The sequence below is a fragment of the Rhizobium sp. L43 genome (assembly GCF_002531725.1).
Lineage (GTDB): Bacteria > Pseudomonadota > Alphaproteobacteria > Rhizobiales > Rhizobiaceae > Rhizobium.
On record NZ_NWSQ01000030.1, the window covers coordinates 52590 to 73201 of the forward strand.

General features: G+C 62.8%; 9 protein-coding genes. 7 read left to right on the forward strand and 2 right to left on the reverse strand.

Annotated elements, in window-relative coordinates; all coding sequences use genetic code 11:
- Positions 1-529: 529 nt before the first annotated feature.
- The 7 genes from CO667_RS28570 (at position 530) to CO667_RS28600 (ending at position 19044) form a co-directional block, all read left to right on the forward strand.
- Positions 530-6880: a DUF4082 domain-containing protein gene (locus CO667_RS28570; protein WP_097621605.1), complete on the forward strand. Its 6351-nt coding sequence runs from the start codon at positions 530-532 to the stop codon at positions 6878-6880.
- Between the two features lie 102 nt (positions 6881-6982).
- Positions 6983-8167, forward strand: a complete 1185-nt coding sequence (locus tag CO667_RS28575) for a GTP-binding protein (RefSeq protein ID WP_097621630.1) — start codon at positions 6983-6985, stop codon at positions 8165-8167.
- Positions 8168-8336: 169 nt separating this feature from the next.
- The gene (locus CO667_RS28580; protein WP_097621606.1) at positions 8337-13682 is read left to right on the forward strand and encodes a DUF4082 domain-containing protein; all 5346 of its coding nucleotides are present in this window, start codon (positions 8337-8339) and stop codon (positions 13680-13682) included.
- Positions 13683-13731: 49 nt separating this feature from the next.
- Positions 13732-14964: a GTP-binding protein gene (locus tag CO667_RS28585; protein WP_097621607.1), complete on the forward strand. Its 1233-nt coding sequence runs from the start codon at positions 13732-13734 to the stop codon at positions 14962-14964.
- A gap of 73 nt (positions 14965-15037) precedes the next feature.
- Positions 15038-15346 (forward strand): hypothetical protein, encoded by a 309-nt coding sequence (locus CO667_RS28590; RefSeq protein ID WP_097621608.1) that lies wholly within the window; start codon positions 15038-15040, stop codon positions 15344-15346.
- A gap of 117 nt (positions 15347-15463) precedes the next feature.
- On the forward strand, positions 15464-17608 hold the full coding sequence (locus tag CO667_RS28595; protein ID WP_097621609.1) for a peptidase domain-containing ABC transporter: 2145 nt from the start codon (positions 15464-15466) through the stop codon (positions 17606-17608).
- A complete protein-coding gene (locus tag CO667_RS28600) occupies positions 17605-19044 on the forward strand; it encodes an HlyD family type I secretion periplasmic adaptor subunit (RefSeq protein ID WP_097621610.1) in 1440 nt (479 codons plus the stop codon). Before CO667_RS28595 ends, CO667_RS28600 begins: the two co-directional genes overlap by 4 nt.
- Positions 19045-19079: 35 nt before the next feature.
- Here CO667_RS28600 and CO667_RS28605 read toward each other — a convergent pair whose 3' ends face one another.
- Together CO667_RS28605 and CO667_RS28610 are read right to left on the reverse strand one after the other, a co-directional pair.
- Positions 19080-19820 carry an SDR family oxidoreductase gene (locus CO667_RS28605; protein ID WP_097621611.1) on the reverse strand — a complete coding sequence of 247 codons (741 nt, stop codon included), beginning with the start codon at positions 19818-19820 and terminating at the stop codon, positions 19080-19082.
- Positions 19813-20562 (reverse strand): SDR family oxidoreductase, encoded by a 750-nt coding sequence (locus CO667_RS28610; RefSeq protein WP_097621612.1) that lies wholly within the window; start codon positions 20560-20562, stop codon positions 19813-19815. The genes CO667_RS28605 and CO667_RS28610 overlap by 8 nt, the downstream gene beginning before the upstream one ends.
- Positions 20563-20612: the final 50 nt, after the last annotated feature.

Below are 20612 nucleotides of genomic sequence, written 5' to 3' on the forward strand. Positions count from 1 at the left end.
CGACGGCCGGACGGCAGGTCCGAATCCGCATCGCTAGTGTGCAGTCTGGCGAAGCCTTGAGGAAGGTGGAGGCCGTTTGCTTTGCCTCATCATTATTGATGAGGTGGGGGCGGGTGCTTCATCCTATATCGAACGGAAGCATATATCCCCGCGCGGGAAAGAGGCATTATCCTGCAAAATCAAAGGTTATGCACGCAGAAATAGGCGCGCTCGCCGTGAGGGACGGCGAGCGGGTACGGAATTGGACCGACCCGTGCCCGATCGAAGATGCCGCGCTCCCAAAGGCTTTTGCCATCACCCGAACCGGTCCAGTACACGACTTTGTGACTTCGCGTGTCTCGCCCATTTCTTGGCCATGCGGCACGGCCGTTCCAAAAGGATGCAGCCGATAGAGCAAAAGGCGTAGGATATACTCGCTTGTTTTTCGACTATACTTCAGTGCCTCGTATGAAGCGTTTTCGTATGAAGCGATTTCGTATGAAGCGATCCTCATAGATTGACCCTGATAATCTCGCGAGAGGTACCCGCTATGTATCGCAACGCTCGCCGCTGGACTTCGCGCTCACTCCTGGTGGATTCGTTGATTCCCCGATGGTTCACTGTCGGCGGAGGCGGAAAGGGAAGGCCGCGCAAGCCTGCCGAAACGCGCGGGGATAGTGCTCAACTTGCAGCCTCGGTGCAAACTGCAACTGGAACCAATCAGGGCGCCCTTGTCGACGATCCCCATAAGGATGCGGTGCTCAGCGAGCATGACGTTGGACAGACCGCGAGCGTGAACGGCGACGCGGACGGCCGGGCCGACAATAGGCTCGTCGCGCCGCCCTTGCCTGACGCTTTCACAATCAATCGCGAAATAGGAGAGCGCAGCGGTGATCTGGCCGTCTCCGCATCATCCGCTCATACGCCAAGTTTTGTGCATTTCGCGCCGGATGCGGACAGAGTTGCGTTCGGGGCGGCACCGTCCCTTCCGCGCACCTATACTGGAACGAGCTTCATAGGCGACGATCCTCTGGCTCCGTATTTGCCGCAAAGCCCTGCGCTGACAGGTTCGGGGCAAGATTCTGCGACCATTGGGGGCGAGCGTTCTCACTCGGGTAAGGTCGTCATTCTCGAATCGGCGCCCTCAGCGCAGTCGACTGCGCATCATGCTGGGCCGAATGCGCTAGCGGTTGGCATGCCCTTTGGTGTGTGCGGATGCGGCTACTATACCTCCCCCACGCGGATTCTCGATTGGGCCCATGGCAGCGGCCTGCTTCAGCAGGACGGTCAGTTGCCAGGGACCAAGTTTACCGACGGGCCGGACTATGTGTCGACGATCAAGAAGGCCATCGGCGCCTCGGTCAGTGATCCTCTGCTCGATCGTGACGTATCTTCGTTCGCGGGCTGGCGCGCAACCGCAGAGTGGACGAACTTGGCGCTCTCCAACGGATCATTGCCCGGGGGCGGAGAGATAGGAACGGGAACCGGCACCAAGGGTAAAGCTGTCCTTTCCGGCTCGGTGACGACGCCACCTCAACCTTCTGCGCAGCGGTCGTTGGCAACGCAAGATCTGGCGGCCGCCGCGGCGGCGAGCAACCCGATCGTGCTGGAAAACCAGAAGCAGGGCAATCCGGAGAGCGAGTGGGGCATCGACACTGCCAGCACCAACATCGAGGGGTTTGCGACCGACATCAGCGTCGACAACGGCAACACGGTCAGCTTCAAGATCAATACGAATTCCACCAACTATCGGATCGATATCTATCGGCTCGGCTATTATGGCGGCATGGGTGCCCGCAAGGTCACGACCATACAGCATACCGGATTGCAGACGCAGCCCAATCCGCTGCGCAATGCCACGACCGGCACGGTGGACGCCGGCAACTGGGCCGTCTCGGCGTCCTGGACCGTACCTGCCGATGCCGTCTCAGGCGTCTATATCGCCAAGCTCGTGCGCCAGGACGGCACCTTCGGCGAGAATCAAATCCCGTTCATCGTGCGCGATGATGCCAGCCACAGCGACATCGTCTTCCAGACCGCAGACGAGACCTGGCAAGCTTACAACGGCTGGGGTGGCGCCAACTTCTATGGTGGTAACGGCCCGGCGACGGGGCAGGGGGCAGGCCGCGCCTATGCGCTCAGCTACAACAGGCCGATTGCGACCCGCGACGGGGTCGGCACCTATGCCGGCCCGCAGGACTATTTGTTCGGCGCCGAATATGCAGGCATCTACTGGCTGGAACAGAACGGTTATGACGTCTCCTATCTCTCGGGCGTCGACGTCGACCGCTATGGCAGTCTGTTGCTCAATCACAAGACCTATGTCGATGCCGGGCACGATGAATACTGGTCGGGACAGCAGAGGACCAATGTCGAAGCCGCACGCGATGCGGGCGTCAATCTGATGTTCTGGAGCGGTAACGAGGTCTACTGGCGTACCCGTTGGGGCAATGCCTACAGTGCCGACGGAACACCTTATCGCACCCTGATCTCCTACAAGGAGACATGGGGCCCCCAGGGGGTCAGCCTCGATCCTACCAACGAATGGACGGGCACCTTCCGCGATCCGCGCCTCAGCCCGCCTGCTATCGGCGGCGGCAATCCCGAGAATTCGCTGACCGGTCAATTGTTCAAGGTCGACGACGTCGGCGGCAATCTCGCCGCGATTAAGGTTGGTTATGATGACGCCAACCTGCGCTTCTGGCGCAATACGAGCGTCGCAAACCTCCAGCCCGGCCAGACGGCAACGCTCACCAAGAATTATCTTGGTTACGAGTGGGACGAGGCGGTTGACAACGGCTTCGATCCGGCCGGGCTCGTAAAGCTGTCGTCGACGACGCTGCCCGTCAGCACCTATTTGCTCGACTACGGAAACACGACCGGCAATGCGACGGCGACCCACAATCTGACCCTTTACCGCGCCCCCAGCGGTGCGTTGGTGTTCGGCGCCGGTACGGTCTATTGGACATGGGGCCTGAGCGACAATCACGATAACGAGGCGACCCCGACCGATCCTCGCGTGCAACAGGCAATGGTCAATCTGCTTGCCGATATGGGCATTCAGCCGGGAACGCTGCAATCCGGGCTTACCGCGACGACTGCTTCATCGGACAATGTTGCGCCGACCTCCGTTATCACGGTGCCTGCCACGGTGACCGCTGGATCCACCGTGACGATTTCGGGCACCGCTGCCGACACGGGCGGCGGGGTCATCGCCAGCGTCGAGGTGTCGACCGACAATGGGGCGAGCTGGCATCCGGCGACGGGCGACGAGAACTGGACCTACACATGGCAGCCGGCGATTGCAGGCACCTATACGATCCGGTCGCGGGCGGTAGACGATAGCATCAATCTCGAGACACCCTCGGCGGGGCGCACTGTCACCGTCACCGGGCCGACTTATACATCTCTCTTCGGTGCCGCGACGCCGGCTGTCGTCAACACCAACGATACTGCCGCCGTCGAGCTAGGGGTCAAATTCCAGTCCTCCGTGGCGGGCACGGTCAGCGGTATCCGGTTTTACAAGAGCAGCCTGGATACGGGCACACATACCGGGTCGCTCTGGTCAAGCACGGGTACGCGGCTTGCGACCCTCACCTTCACCAACGAGACTGCCAGCGGCTGGCAGACCGCGACTTTCACGAGCCCGGTGACTTTGACAGCCGGACAGACCTATACTGCATCTTACCATACGAATGTCGGCAACTATTCGACGACCGCCAACTACTTCCTGTCCAATGTGACGAGTGGTCCGCTGACGGCGCCGGCAAGCGGCAACGGCGTCTACCGCTATGGCAATAGCGCGTTCCCGACGAGTAGCTTCGACCAGACGAACTATTGGGTCGATGTGATGTTCAATCCCTCGAATGCGAACAACACGACACCGACGGCGGTTGCCGATACGGGGAATGCGACCGAGAAGGGCGGTGTCGCCAATGGTTCGGGCGGTGTGGTTGCGAGCGGCAACGTGCTGACCAACGACACCGATCCGGATGCCGGCGACACCAAGACGGTGAGCGCCGTGAGCTTCGGCGCGACATCAGGCACGCTCGGCTCGGCACTCAACGGCACCTATGGCAGTCTCGTGCTCAATGCATCGGGCACTTATAGCTATGCCATCAACGAGACCAATGCCGCCGTCCAGGCACTGCGCCTTTCGACCAACACGCTGAACGATGTCTTCAGCTACACGATGCGCGATACCGCCGGGGCCACCTCCACGGCAAACCTGACCGTCACCATCCACGGCGCCAACGATGCGCCGGTGCTCGCCGTCCAGACGGCGACCCAGAACGCGGCCGTCGGCTCGGCCTTCTCCTTCGTGGTGCCGACGACGACCTTCACCGACGTCGACAGCACAGAGACGCTGACCTATTCGGCAACGGCCGCCGACGGCACGGCGCTTCCCAGCTGGCTTGCCTTCAATGCCTCGACGCGCACCTTCTCCGGCACGCCGACGGCAGGCGGCACTTACGGCGTCAAGGTCACGGCAACCGATATCGGCGGCCTCGCCGCCAACGAGACCTTCAATATCGCCGTGTCGGTTCCCGGCAACACGACACCGACGGCGGTTGCCGATACGGGCGACGCGACGGAAAAGGGCGGTGTCGCCAATGGTTCGGGCGGTGCGGTTGCCAGTGGCAACGTGCTGACCAATGACACCGATCCGGATTCCGGCGACACCAAGACGGTGAGCGCCGTCAGCTTCGGCGCGACATCAGGCACGCTCGGCTCAGCGCTGAACGGCACCTATGGCAGTCTCGTGCTCAATGCATCGGGCACTTATAGCTATACGATCAACGAGACCAATGCCGCCGTCCAGGCACTGCGCCTGTCGACCAACACGCTGAACGATGTCTTCAGCTATACGATGCGTGATACCGCCGGGGCCACCTCCACGGCAAACCTCACCGTCACCATCCATGGCGCCAACGACGCACCGGTGCTCGCCGTCCAGACGGCGACGCAGAATGCCACCCTCGGCTCGGCCTTCTCCTTCGTGGTGCCGACGACGACCTTCACCGATGTCGACAGCACCGAAACGCTGACCTACACGGCAACCGCTGCCGACGGCACGGCGCTTCCCAGCTGGCTCGCCTTCAATGCCTCGACGCGCACCTTCTCCGGCACGCCGACGACAGCAGGCAACTATGGCGTCAAGGTCACGGCAACCGATATTGGCGGTCTCTCGACCAACGAGACTTTCACTATCGCCGCTGCGGCGGGGCCAACGACCTACAGCCTGTTCTCCGCCTCCAGCACGCCGACCCAGACGAACCTCAACGACGGCCAGCAGCTCGAGCTCGGCGTCAAGTTTCAATCGACCGTCGGCGGCGACATTACCGGCATCAGGTTCTACCGGAGCGCCAACGACAACGGCCAGAACGTCGTCGACCTGTGGAGCTCCACCGGCACCAAACTTGCCACCGCCACCTTCACCAATACCACGGCAAGCGGCTGGCAGACGGCGAACTTCACGACGCCCTTCACCATTACCGCCAATACCGCCTATGTCGCCTCGTATCATACGACCGGTGCCTATGTGGCGACCGCTAATTTCTTCACCGCCGCCGTCACGAACGGTCCGCTGACGGCGACAGCCACCGGCAACGGCGTCTACCGCTATGGCGGCTCCGCCACCGCTGGCATTTTCCCGAATTCCACTTTTGGCGCCACCAATTACTGGGCCGACGTGGTTTTCCGTCCCACGAATACGAACAACGCGACGCCGACGGCGGTTGCCGATACGGGGGATGCGACCGAGAAGGGCGGTGTCGCCAATGGTTCGGGCGGTGCGGTTGCCAGCGGCAACGTGCTGACCAATGACACCGATCCGGATGCTGGCGACACCAAGACGGTGAGCGCCGTCAGCTTCGGCGCGACATCAGGCACGCTCGGCTCAGCGCTGAACGGCACCTATGGCAGTCTCGTTCTCAATGCATCGGGCACCTATACCTATACGGTCAACGAGACCAATTCCGCCGTGCAGGCGCTGCGCCTGTCGACCAACACGCTGAACGATGTCTTCAACTATACGATGCGTGATACCGCCGGGGCCACAGCCACGGCAAACCTGACCGTCACCATCCATGGCGCCAACGACGCGCCGGTGCTCGCCGTCCAGACAGCGACGCAGAATGCCACCGTCGGCTCGGCCTTCTCTTTCGTGGTGCCGACGACGACCTTCACCGACGTCGACAGTACCGAAACGCTGACCTACACGGCAACCGCTGCCGACGGCACGGCGCTGCCCGCCTGGCTGAGCTTCAATGCCTCGACGCGGACCTTCTCCGGCACGCCGACGACAGCAGGCACCTACGGCGTCAGGGTGACGGCGACCGATCTCGGCGGCCTCTCGACCAACGAGACCTTCAACATCGCCGCATCGACGACGCCTGCGACCTACAGCCTGTTTTCCGCCTCCAGCACGCCGACCCAGACGAACATCAACGACGGTCAGCAGCTCGAGCTCGGCGTCAAATTCCAGTCGAACGTCGGCGGTGATGTCACGGGCATAAGGTTCTACCGCAGCGCCAACGACAACGGCCAGAACGTCGTCGACCTGTGGACCACCACAGGCACCAAACTCGCCACCGCCACCTTCACCAACACCACGGCGAGCGGCTGGCAGACGGTGAATTTTGCAACGCCTGTTACGATAGCCGCCAACACCAATTATGTCGCCTCCTATCATACGACCGGGGCCTATGTGGCGACGGACAGCTTCTTCACCAATGCCGTCACCAACGGTCCGCTGACGGCCCAGTCAAGCGCCGTTGCCGGCGGCAACGGCGTCTATGGCTATGGCGGGTCCGCCACCACGGGTCTCTTCCCGACCAACACCTACAATTCAGCGAACTACTATGCCGATGTGGTCTTCCGGCCACAGCTTGTCGCGTGAAGCATCTGACGAGGTGACGAACGGGTTTCGAATGATGCTGATACGACGAAAATACCGGCCGCGGCGGCGATCGCCCCGAACGCCCACATGCAAGGGATGCCGATGAACAGAATCGATCGGCTGCCCGTGACAGTGCTCGCCGGTTTTCTCGGGGCCGGCAAGACGACGCTTCTCAGCCACGTATTGGCCAATCGCGAGGGCCTGCGGGTCGCCGTCATCGTCAACGATATGAGCGAGGTGAACATAGACGCCAGTCTCATTCGAGACGGCGGCTGCAACCTGTCGCATACGACGGAGACGTTGGTCGAGCTCAGCAACGGCTGCATATGCTGCACCCTGCGCAACGACCTCTTGACGGAAGTGCGGCGACTAGCCGAAGAGAGGCGATACGATTATCTGCTGATCGAAGGCACCGGCATTGCCGAGCCATGTCCCATCGCGGCAACCTTTTCCTTCCGCGACGAAAACGGTGTTTCGCTTTCCGATTTTGCCAGGCTCGACACAATGGTCACTGTTGTCGATGCGGCAAACCTGTTGGCCGACTACAGCAGCGCCGATCTGCTTGCCGACCGCGGCCTGCAACGGGACGGTGAGGACCGGCGCACCCTCATCGACCTGCTGGTCGATCAGATCGAGTTTGCCGATGTCGTCGTGATCAACAAGATCTCGGACGCGACTGAAGAGGCCCGCGCGGAGGTCTGCAAGATCGTTGCGTCTCTCAACCCGGATGCACGTCAGGTGGAGACGGATCTCGGCAAGGTTTCGCTGGCAGCCGTCCTCAATACCGGCCTCTTCGATGAAGCAAAAGCCGCCGCGCATCCTTTGTGGCACAAGGAACTGTACAGCCCGGGCGAGCATGTTCCGGAGACGGAGGAATACGGGGTTTGGAGCTTTGTCTATCGCACCAGGCGTCCCTTCGACCCCAAGCGGTTTCGCGCATTCCTGGACGAGCCCTGGCCGGGGGTCATCCGCGCCAAAGGCCATTTCTGGCTGGCCACGCGCCCGCGTCACGTGGGCCTGATGTCGGCTGCCGGGGTGCAACGGCGCTGCGAACCCATGGGGCTTTGGTGGGCAGCCGTTCCCCGACAGGACTGGCCGAGCCATCGCCAATTTCGTCAGCATCTCGAGAGCCGGTGGGACAGCGCTTGGGGCGACCGTCGGCAGGAACTCGTGTTCATCGGCGTTGATATGGACGAGAGGGGTGTGCGGACCGCACTGGACGGCTGCCTCGCCGGCGCCGATCCACGCGACTGGGCCACCCTCGAAGATCCGTTTCCGGCCTGGTAGCTCCAGTCTCCTCGATCCGCTCTGAATGGACAACCTCCCGCCGGTATAGGTTGAGGGTCATCATATCGGCGTAGGGAATACCTCCCTCATACCCCGGATTGCTGTCGTACATTCCCTTGGCAAAGGTGCCAGAATGAACCTCTTGCTATAGCGGCCTAAGGGGCGGCCGATGCGGAAGGGGACGCCGCTGATGCGGAGAATTCATGTTAGTAATCGTGAGTACCTGAGTACATTTGGTGGAGCGTTGAGTATCTGTCGTGCACCCTCAGCCTGGAGCGCAGTGCTGGGAACCGCGACGGTTGTGTCTTCCACGAGTACCGATGGTTCCCTAAGCTTTGCCAGTAAGGACAGCTTCGCCAATCCCGCCGGCGTCGCCGTCCCGTCCTCCTTCACAGGTCCGTTTTCCCCCGGCAAGGTCATGCAGCCCGCCGCGCTGATCTCATCAGACGGTGTGGAAACTGCCTCGATACCACCGACGGCGATGCCCGCGCCTGCAGGCGACGGCGGCGCGCAGGACAGGTCCGCCAAGACGGCATCGGTTGCGACGGTGCTGCAGACGACGACCACCTCATCCGAGCGCACCGTGCTCGGCCCGGACCCGTACCAGGAGGCTGCGACGCTGCCGGCCGCGCCCGCGCTGACCAGTGTTACCAGCGACGCCGGCACGACAAGCACCACCACGCAGCCGCTCGATCCTGCCGCCGGTTCCGGCACGACGTCATTTCGCCTTCAGACCTCGATAGCCTCCCTCTCGCTGGAGCCGAGCCAGGAGGTTTCCACCGATACATCAGCGGCCGCGACGGCACTTGCCGCACCGGTGGCGGCGGCTGCAGCTGCGGCGACGCCCAATAAGATCGCGCTCGAAAATCTGAAGCAGGGCAACCCGATCAGCGAATGGGGTCTGGAGGGCGACGGCGGCGGCACCATTCAGGGTTTCGCCACCGAAATCAGCACCAATATCGGCCAGACGGTCGATTTCAAGATCGCCACCGATTCCACCCATTACCGCATCGATATCTACCGCATGGGCTATTATGGCGGGGCCGGCGCGCGCAAGGTCGACTCGATCGAGCAATCGCTGACCACGGCGCAGATCCAGCCGCACCCGATCGTCGACATGTCGCTCGGTCTCATCGATTGCGGCAACTGGTCGGTATCGGCGAGCTGGCAGATTCCCAGCGACGCCGTCTCCGGCGTCTATTTCGCCAAGCTGGTGCGCGAGGATGGCACCGAGGATGCCAGCATCATCCCCTTCGTCGTGCGCGACGATGCCTCGACCAGCGATATCGTCTTCCAGACCTCTGATACGACATGGCAGGCCTATAATGCCTGGGGCGGCGCCAGCCTCTATTACGGCCAAGTGCCGGTCGATCCCGCCGACATGATCGGCTACCTCCCGCCGAACTGCAGCTGCGGCCTGACCGCGATCGGCCGTGCCTCGGCCGTCAGCTATAACCGCCCGATCATTACCAATACGAGCCCGATCGGCGGCTCGCACGATTACATCTTCGGCGTCGAATCCTCCGCCATCTCGTGGCTGGAGCAGAACGGCTACGACGTGTCCTATATATCAGGCGTCGATACGGCGCGCAGCGGCAGCCTGCTGCTCAACCACGATGCCTATCTCTCCGTCGGGCATGACGAATACTGGTCGGCCGAACAGCGTGCCAATGTCGAGGCGGCGCGCGATGCCGGGGTCAACCTCGCCTTCTGGAGCGGCAACGAGTGCTATTGGAAGGTCCGCTGGGAAAGCAGCATCGACGGCAGCGGCCAGGCCTACCGCACCATGGTCTGCTACAAGGAAACCTGGGGCACGAGCACGGATCCGAGCAATGTCGGCACCGGCACCTGGCGCGATCCGCGCTATGCCGATCCGGGGCAGCAGCCGGAGAATGCGCTGACCGGCACGATGTTCCAGGTGGACAGCTACCGCCAGGATACGATCTCCATCCCCTACGACTATTCGAACCTGCGCTTCTGGCGCAATACCGATGTCTCCGAGCTGAATGAAGGCGAAACCTATAATCTCGTGCAGAACCTGCTCGGCTATGAGTGGGATTCCGACGTCGAGAACGACTTCCGGCCGGCTGGACTGATCAACTTGTCGCTCTCCTCGGTCTCGGTGAGCACGTATCTGCGCGATTACGGCACCACGGTCGGCGATGCGGTGGCGACCCACAGCCTGACCATGTACCGGGCGGCCAGCGGCGCGCTGGTCTTCGGCGCCGGCACAGTCTTCTGGTCCTGGGGGCTAAGTGACAACCACCAGGGTCCGGCCACGTCAACCGACCGCAACGTCCAGCAGGCGATGGTCAACATGTTCGCGGACATGGGCATTCAACCGACCACGCTGGATGCGAGCCTGATCCTTGCTACCCAATCGACCGACACGCTGAAGCCAACCTCGTCGGTCAGCACGCCGATCGTGGGGGCAAGCTTCCTCGAAGGGCAGCATGTGACGATCACCGGCACGGCGCAGGATTTCGGCGGCGGCATCATTGCCGGCGTGGAAGTCTCCACCGATGGCGGCCAGCACTGGTTCAAGGCGTCGGGCCGCGAGAGCTGGAGCTATAACTGGGTCGTCCAGGCGAGCGGAACCTACACGATCATGTCACGGGCCGTCGACGACAGCGTCAATATGGAGGCGCCATCGGCCGGCAAGCAGGTCACCGTCACGCTGCCGGGCACACAGGGCCTGTGGACGCTGGCGGAAAAGCCCGCGACCGAAGTGGCGATCGATCGCGATTCCGTCGAGCTCGGCCTGCGCTTCCAGGCAACGACCGCGGGCTCCGTGCAGGGCATCCGCTTCTACAAGGGCTTCTACAATATCGGCGAGCATGTCGTCAGCCTCTGGAGCGCCAACGGAACGCTGCTGGCGACCGGCGTATCGGTGAATGAATCGCTCTCCGGCTGGCAGACGGTGATATTCTCCTCGCCGATCCAGATTGCCGCCGGCACGACCTATGTGGCCTCCTATCACAGCGGCGGCTACTACTCCGCTACCCAGAATTACTTCGCCAGCCCCTATGCCAGCGGCGCGTTGACGGCCGTCGATGGCGGCGGCGTCTATGCCTATGGCGCCAATGCCGGCACATTCCCCGGCCAAAGCCCCGGCACCGGCACCAACTACTGGGTCGACGTGGTCTTCGATGCCGGGCCCAACAGTGGCCCGGTTGCGACCGACGACACGGGGCTGACCATCACCCGCAACGACAGCGTCGTCATCTCGATCGCCTCGCTCATCGGAAACGATACGGATCCCAATGGCGATGCGATGACGATTTCGGCCGTCGGCAATGCCGTCAACGGCACGGTGACGCTCAACAAGCAGAACGGCACCGTCACCTTCACGCCGACCAACAATTATTCGGGGCCGGCGAGTTTCGCCTATACGCTGTCGGACGGGCGCGGCGGCACGGATCAGGGCAATGTCAGCCTCACCGTAAACCAGGGCCCTGCCGGGGAAACGCTGTTCACCTCAAGCGAAGGGCCGACGGGTGCAAGCTTCAACGAAGGCCAGTCGCTGGAACTCGGGATGAGGTTCGTCGCTTCGTCCAGCGGCATGATTACCGGTATCCGCTACTACAAGGCGGCCGGCGATACGACTGTGCATACCGGCTCCATCTGGAAGGCGGACGGCACGCTCGTCGCCACGGTCACCTTCACCAATGAGTCGTTCTCCGGTTGGCAGACCGCGACCTTCTCCACGCCGCTGCGGATCACGGCGGGTGCGACCTATGTCGCCTCCTACCACACGACCGGCAGCTATGTGGCGACAGCAGACTATTTCAACACTGCCCATACCAACGGCTCGCTGACGGCGCTTGCCGGCAGCAATGGCGTCTACGCGGTCGGGTCGGGCTCGACCTTCCCGACATCAAGCTACCAGTCGACGAACTACTGGGTCGATGTCGTCTTCAACCAGTCGACCGGCAACACGGTGCCGGTCGCCGTCAATGACAACGGCTATACCACCTATGCCAACACGGCTCTGTCGATTGCCGCTGCCAACCTGCTTGCAAACGACAGCGATGCCGATGGCGACCCGCTCAGCATCACCGGCGCCAATGGCGCGGTCAACGGAACGGTGACATTCAACAGCCAGACGAATAGCGTCATCTTCACGCCGAACTCGGGCTATACGGGCGTCGCAAGCTTCACCTATTCGATTTCGGACGGGCATGGCGGCACATCGTCTGCTACCGTCAGCCTCACGGTCAATTCGCAGGCCGGCGGTGGGGCGACCTCGAGCCTGTTCACCGGCGCCGACACGTCGGGGGTTGCCGCCGCCAATGATGCCAACTCGGTCGAACTCGGCGTCAAGTTCATCGCTTCCGCCAGCGGCCAGATCACCGGGCTCACCTATTACAAGAGCGCTGGGGATACCGGCACGCATGTCGGCTCGCTCTGGACCGCGAGCGGCCAGCTCCTTGGCCAGGCAAGCTTCATCAACGAGACGGGAAGCGGCTGGCAGACGGTTTCCTTCACGCAGCCGATCAATGTCACGGCTGGCACCACCTATGTGGCGAGCTACCATTCCAACGGCTTCTATTCGGCAACCGCGAACTATTTCACGACAGACTATACGAGTGGCGCGCTGACAGCGCCGGCAAGTTCGGTCAGCGGCGGCAACGGCGTCTATGCCTATGGCACGGGCAGCCTGTTCCCGACCTCCTCCTACAATGCCACCAACTACTGGGTGGATGTGCTCTACAAGCAGGGCGCGCAGAATGCGGTTCCGGTTGCCGCCAATGACAGCGGCTTCTCGACCAATACCGGCACGCCTGTCACCATACAGGCCTCGGCGCTGCTTTCAAACGACAGCGACGCCGATGGCGATGCGATCACGATCACCGGCGTCAGCGGCGCGGTCAACGGCTCGGTCGCCTGGAATACCCAGGCCCAGACGGTGACCTTTACGCCGACGGCCGGTTATTCCGGCCCGGCGAGTTTCAGCTACGCGATATCGGACGGCAAGGGCGGCGCGGCGACGGCACAGGTGGCGCTTACCGTCAACAACCCGACCGCGGGACCGGAGCAGAACCTCTTTGCGGCAAACGCGACGCCCTCTGTCGTCTCCGTCAACGACAACCAGCCTGTCAATCTCGGCATGAAATTCCAGGCCGATGCCGCCGGCTGGATCACCGCCATCCGCTTTTACAAGAGTACGGACAATACCGGCCCGCACAGCGGCTATCTGTGGACGGCTTCGGGCACCCTGCTCGGCAGCGTCACCTTCAACAACGAGACGGCCAGCGGCTGGCAGACCGCTCAGCTCACCCAGCAGATCGCCATCCAGGCGGATACGACCTATGTCGTGTCCTACTCGACGAACGGCCATTATTCGGCGACCGGCAATTACTTCGGCAGCGACGTCACGAACGGGGATCTCAAGGCGCCCGGCGGCAATAACGGCGTCTATGCCTATGGCTCGGGCGGGCTGTTCCCGACGAGCAGTTACAACAGCACGAACTACTATGTGGACGTGGCATTCAAACCGCAACTCGCGGCCTAAAGGCCGCTGGGATGTCAGGCCAAGCATGCTGTAAAGAGTGAGAGTATCGATGATGCGTGCAGACAACAGATTGCCGGTTACGGTTCTCGCCGGGTTTCTCGGCGCCGGGAAGACGACTGTCCTCAATCATGTCCTGAGTAATCGGGAGGGTCGCCGGGTCGCTGTCATCGTCAACGATATGAGCGAGGTCAACATTGATGCGGATCTCCTGCGCGAAGGTGGTGCAGACCTGCTGCGCACGGACGAGACGCTTGTGGAGCTCACCAACGGGTGCATCTGCTGCACGCTGCGCGAAGATCTCCTGAGCGAAGTCCGCCGGCTCGCCGCCGCCGGCCGTTTCGACTATCTGCTGATCGAGGGCACTGGCATTGCCGAGCCGCTGCCGGTTGCAGCCACCTTCTCCTTCCGCGACGAAAGCGGGACGGCCCTTTGCGACGTGGCAAGGCTCGACACGATGGTCTGCGTCGTCGATGCGGTCAATCTGCTTGCCGATTACCGGAGCGCCGAGTTTCTTGCCGATCGCGGCGAAAGGCGTGACGGGCACGATGAGCGCAAGCTCGTCGACCTGCTGGTAGAGCAGATCGAATTTGCCGATGTCATCATCGTCAACAAAGCAGGCGATGTGCCATGCGCCGACCTAGCCGAGGTTCGCCGGGTCATTGCGGCGCTCAATCCGGATGCCCAGGTCATCGAGGCGGTCTTCGGCCAGGTGCCGCTTTCCGCGATCATGGATACCGGCCTCTTCAGCGAGGCCAAGGCCGCCCGCCATCCGCTCTGGCACAAAGAGCTTTATGGCTGGGGCGATCATGTGCCGGAGACCGAGGAATACGGCATTTCAAGCTTCGTCTATCGCAGCCGCCGGCCCTTCGATCCCGCGCGCCTGAGCCGCATACTCGGGCAGCCATTAGCCGGCGTCATCAGGGCGAAAGGGCATTTCTGGCTGGCGACCCGGCCGGATGAGATCGGCCTGCTGTCGATTGCCGGCACGCAATACCGCATCGACACCAGGGGGTTCTGGTGGGCCTCGGTGCCGCGGGCGCACTGGCCACGCCATCCGCAATTCCGCCAGTTGCTCGACCGGCATTGGGACGATGTCTGGGGCGACCGCCGCCAGGAGCTGGTCTTCATCGGTTCCGGCTTCGACAAGGACGCCATCCGCATCGCGCTCGACGATTGCCTGACCGGGGAGGAGACCGGTTTCGACCCGCAGACCGCCGTCGGCCTTCGCGATCCGTTTCCGGCATGGCCGCACGATACGCATGCATCGGACCGAAAAGTGTGAAGCGGTTTTCGGATAATCCGATGCGTCGACTCAAAGGTGAACAGGTTTTGATTATCAACCAGAGGAGAGAACAATGAGCAGCGAACTTTATGCAGACGGTATCGGCGAAATCACCATCACCGGGACGATCGTGCGCATCGACCTGATGTCGCTCTCGGCCACCGAGCGTGACGCCAACAACAATCCGAAGCCGGTTTTCCGCCAGCGCATCATCATGCCTGTCGATGCCTTCGCCAATGCGGTCGATCTCATGCAGAAGGCGCTCGGCGGCTTGGTCGAGGCGGGGGCGGTCCGTCGCATCGGCGATATGTCGGCCGCGGCGGCTGCCGATATCCAGTCGGTGCAGGGCGGCGCTTCGAACGCCTCGCCGAACTTCAACTGAGAAGACAGGGACGGGAGCGCTGTGCGTCCATTCGGACGCACAGAGGACGCTCCGACTGATTGAAACTAAGCCCGATCGTTTTGTTTCCGGGGGGCTCCTATTGTTTCGGGTGGGCCAATGAGCGGTTTTCTGCATACCAACCTGCACTGTCTTGCGTTCGTCGCGCGTCATCACGGCGTCGACCTTTCGCCTGAGCGATTGCAGCACGATTACGCGGTCGGCGACGAACCCGTCGCCGTGCGGCGGTTGCTGCGTATGGCCAAGGACGCCGGCCTGCGGGCCAGGCATCTCAACCTCGACTGGCAGTCCCTGTCCCGGCTGGGCGAAGCTTTCCCGGTGCTTGCCGAACTTGCGAACGGCAACTGGGTCGTCATCGCCGGAACGGTGGGGAGCGGGGAGGACGAGAGAATACGCGTTCTCGACCCGCTCGCCACGCGCCCCGACGTCATGCTGCTGAGCGAGGAGCAATTCTCGAAGGCCTGGCCCGGATCGGTGGTTCTCCTCAAGCGCAACTATCGCATGTCGGACGAGGACCGGCCGTTCGGCTTCCGGTGGTTCGTACCTGAGATCATCAAGCAGCGAAGCTTCTTCCGGGACGTGGCACTCGCCGCCTTCGTTCTCTACGGCCTCGGGCTGACGACGCCGATCTTCTTTCAGCTCGTCATCGACAAGGTGCTCGTCCACCAGAGCTATGCGACCCTGACGGTTCTGACGATCGGTATTGCTATCGCGCTCGTCTTCGACGCGACCTTCAGCTTCCTGCGCCGTTATCTGCTGCTCTTCGCGACGAACAGGATCGACATCCGCGTCGCGACGCGCACCTTCGGCCATCTGCTCAACCTGCCGATCGCGCTTTTCGAGCAGGCCTCGGCCGGCGTTCTCGTCAAGCATATGCAGCAGACTGGGCGCATCCGCGAATTCCTGACCGGCCGGCTGTTCCTGACCCTTCTGGACGGCGTCTCGCTTTTTGTCTTCGTGCCGATCCTGCTTCTCTATAGCGTCAAGCTGACGCTTGTCGTGCTCGGTTTCGCAGCCCTCGTCGGCCTCGTGGTGATGATGCTCGTCGGCCCGTTCCAGCGCCGCTTGCAGGCGCTCTACCAGGCCGAAGGCGACCGGCAGGCACTGCTGGTGGAAACCGTGCACGGCATGCGCACCGTCAAATCGCTAGCGCTGGAGCCGCGCCAACGCAAGGTGTGGGACGATTATTCGGCCCAGTCGATCTCCGTGCGTTTCCGGGTCGACAAGATCTCGACCATCGCCCAGTCGCTGACCGGGCTGCTGGAGAAGCTGATGAGTGTCGCGATCATCGGCCTCGGCGCGCTCGATGTGTTCAGTGGCTCGATGACCATCGGTGCGCTTGTTGCCTTCAACATGCTCGCCGGCCGGGTCTCCGGACCGCTGGTGCAGATCGTCACCATGGTGCATGAATATCAGGAAGTGGCGCTCTCGGTGCGCATGCTCGGCGAGATCATGAACCAGCGGCCGGAGCAGGCGGGCCGCGGGCGAGGTGTCCGGCCGCATCTGAAGGGCCGCATCGAATTCGACAGGGTCACCTTCCGCTACAGCCCGGATAGCGCGCCGGCGCTCGACAACGTCTCCTTCGCCATTCCGGCGGGCTGCGTCTTCGGCGTGGTCGGCAAGAGCGGCTCGGGCAAGACGACGATCACAAGGCTGATCCAGGGGCTCTATCAGAGTCAGGAAGGCCTCGTGCGCATGGATGGTTATGACAGCCGCGAGATCGACCTGGTGCATCTGAGAACCAGCATCGGCGTCGTGCTGCAGGATAGTTTCCTGTTTCGCGGCTCGGTTCGCGAGAATATCGCCGCCGCCAAGCCCGATGCCAGCATCGAGGAGATCATGGAAGTCGCCCGCATCGCCGGCGCCGAGGAATTCATCGAGCGTCTGCCGCGCGGCTTCGACACCATGCTGGAAGAAAACGCCGCCAACCTGTCGGGCGGCCAGAAGCAGCGCCTGGCGATTGCCCGCGCGCTGATCACCGATCCGAAGCTCTTGATCTTCGACGAGGCGACGAGCGCGCTCGACCCTGACAGCGAGGCGATCATCCGCGATAATCTCAGCCGCATCGCCGCCGGCCGCACCGTTGTCATCGTCTCGCACCGGCTTTCGACGCTCGTCGATGCCGATGCCATTCTCGTCATCGATCGCGGCAAGGTCGCCGATATCGGCCGGCACGATCAGCTCGTGTCGCGCTGCATGACCTACCGTCACCTCTGGGCACAACAGATGAGGCAGGTTGCATGAACGCGCACGCCAGAAAATCCAGCGATAACCTGCCGGTCCCCACAGGCAAAGGCCCCAGAGACAAGCGCCCGGAGAAGGGCAGCGCGCTCACCGCCCGCCCGCCGCTGCCGCCGGCAATTGCGGAATTCCAATCCGACGCCGTCGAGCTGGAGGAGCGCGCCCCCCCGCGTGTTGCCCGCATGACGCTTTACTGCGTGACGGCGCTCCTTGCCGCGGCGATCACCTGGGCCTCGGTCTCGTCAATCGACGAGGTGGTGATCGCGCCGGGCAAGCTCGTCACCACCCAGCCGACGATCGTCGTCCAGCCGCTCGAAACCTCGATCATCCGCACGATCGACGTGAAGGCCGGCGAAGTGGTGCATGCCGGCCAGACGCTGGCGACCCTCGACGCCACTTTCAGCCAGGCCGATGTCGACCAGCAGCACGCGAAATTCTCGGCACTCGACGCCCAGGTGAAGCGCATCGAGGCGGAGCTTGCCGGCGACGACTATTCGAAGGTGGCCGGCAGCACGCCCGACGAGATGCTGCAGGTGCAGCTTTTCGGCCAGCGGCGGGCCTTCTACATGGCGCAGCTGCAGAATTTCGAGCAGCAGATCGCCGGCCAGTCGGCAGCCCTTGCGGCGAGCCAGAACCAGGAGGCGGTGCTCAACGACAGGCGCGACGGGCTCTCGCAGATCGAGGCAGCACGGGAACGGCTCTATAACAAACAGAGCGGCTCGCTGATCACGCTGCTCGGTTCCCGCGACGCCCGCCTCGACGTGGAATCCGACCTGACCGCCGTCCGCGGCAAGGCCGACGAGGCCGCCCACGCCTATGCCAAGCTCCGCGCCGACCGCCAGGCCTTCATCGAGGATTTCCGCCGCGCCGCCATGGAGCAGCTGGTGGAACTGCGCGGCCAGCGCGACATGGCCGACGAAGAGCTGAAGAAGATGGAGCTGCGCCGCAACATGGTGGCGCTGACCGCACCCGCCGATGCCGTCGTGCTGGATCTCGCCCAGCGCTCCATCGGCTCCGTCGTGCGCGAAGCCGAACCGATCGTTACCCTGGTGCCGATCAACGTGCCGCTGGAAGCCGAAGTGTCGATCAATACCCGCGATATCGGCCGGGTGGCCGTCGGCAAGGAAGCCCGTATCAAGCTCGATGCCTATCCGTTCCAGAAATACGGCACTGCCTCGGGCGAGGTGAGGACCATCAGCCAGGACACCTTCCTCACCGGCCAGCAGGAACAGACCGCCACCCCCAGCCAGCCGGCCGCCCCCTTCTTCAAGGCCCGCGTCCTGCTTGCCGATACCAGGCTGAATGCTTCGGACGTGCCGGTGCGGCTGCTTCCCGGCATGACCGTGTCCACGGAAATCAAGGTCGGCAACCGCACGGTGATCTCCTATTTCCTGTATCCGCTGCTGCGCGGCCTCGATAACGCGATACGCGAACCGTAGGAGGTGGCGGGTCAAGGGCTCGGCGTGTCACCCTCCTAGTCTTGAAACTTCACCATGGTCCCGCCGCCGGTCGCCTGGTCGGTCGGGAAGACTTCGATGCGGGAGACGTCGACGAAGACGGGAAGCTCGATGGCGTTGACGACGATCGCGGCGATGTTTTCGGGCTGGATGGGACGGTAGCCGTCGTAGAGCAGCGCGCGGGCCTGGTTTCCGCCCATCGCCGTCCTATAAAGATCGGTCTGAACGCGGCCCGGAACGACTTCGGTGACCCTGACCGAGGTTCCGAGCAGGTCGCATCGAAGATTGTCGCAAAACAGGCTGAGGCCGGCCTTCGACGGACCGTAGGCGGCCATATTCGGGTAGGGCGCCTGGCCGCCGCTCGAACCGACATAGAGGAGATGGCCGCGCTTGCGCTCGACCATGCCCGGCAGCAATGCGCGGGTGAGATGCATCGGCGCCTTCAGGTTGACGTCGATCATCGCGTCGATCTCGGCGGGATCGATCTCATGGAACGCCGCGCGCGTCGACAGGATGCCGGCATTGTTGACGAGGATGTCGACATCGACGCCGGCAAGCGCCCTGGCGATCGTATCCGTATCACGCACATCGGCCTTTATCGGGATCACGCCATCGGTGGCGGCGAGTTCCTGAAGCGGCGCCTCGCTGCGGCCGACGGCATAGACCGTCAGTCCTCGCCGTCTGAGCTCCAGCACCGTCGCCTTGCCGATACCGCCGGTGGCGCCGGTCACCACCGCGACGCGATAGGTGTCAAACATAGATATAGCCCCCGCTGATGACGACGTTCTCGCCGGTCGCGTAGGTGTTGCGGCTGGAAGCCATCATGACGATCCATTCCGCCATTTCGACGGGTTCGGCCGCCCGTCCGAGCGCGCTCGCCTTGGCAAGCTCAGGCAGGAAACCGAGCTCCTTGGCGCGGTCGGTGGCAAAGCCCGCAGGCGCAACGGAGTTGACGAGGATCTGGTCTTTCGCGCATTCTGCCGCGAAAGATTTGGTGAGGCTGACGACCGCGGCCTTGGTCGCGGCATAATGGGCGTTCTGGGGATGGGCCTTGAAGGCGTCGACAGACGTCACGTTGACGATTCGTCCGGTGACTTCAGGAGCATTGACGTGTTGGCGCATGTGGAGAACCGCCGCCACCATCATGTGGTAGGTTCCCTTGATGTTGACGGCGTTCTCGAGGTCCCATTCCTCGTCGGTAATCTCGAGAATCGGCCTGCGGGGATAGATGGCCGCGCTGTTGACGAGCGCATGGACCCGGCCGAGCTTGCCGGCAATCTCATTGAAACCCTGGTGCGCCGTCTCCGCCCGGGCGATGTCGGCAACCGATGTCGCCACATCCGCGCCGAGCGAACGGAGCGTTTCCGCAGCCGCAGCCAGCAGTTCCGCGTTCCGGTCGATCAGGCCGATCTTGCTGGCTCCATGAGAGACCATAAGCTTGGCCGTGGTCAATCCGAGCCCGGAGGCGCCGCCGACGATTACTGCTGTTTGATCCTTCAAGTTCCACCTCTATTTCAGTTGCGTCCACTCATTTGTATGTTATCACTTAT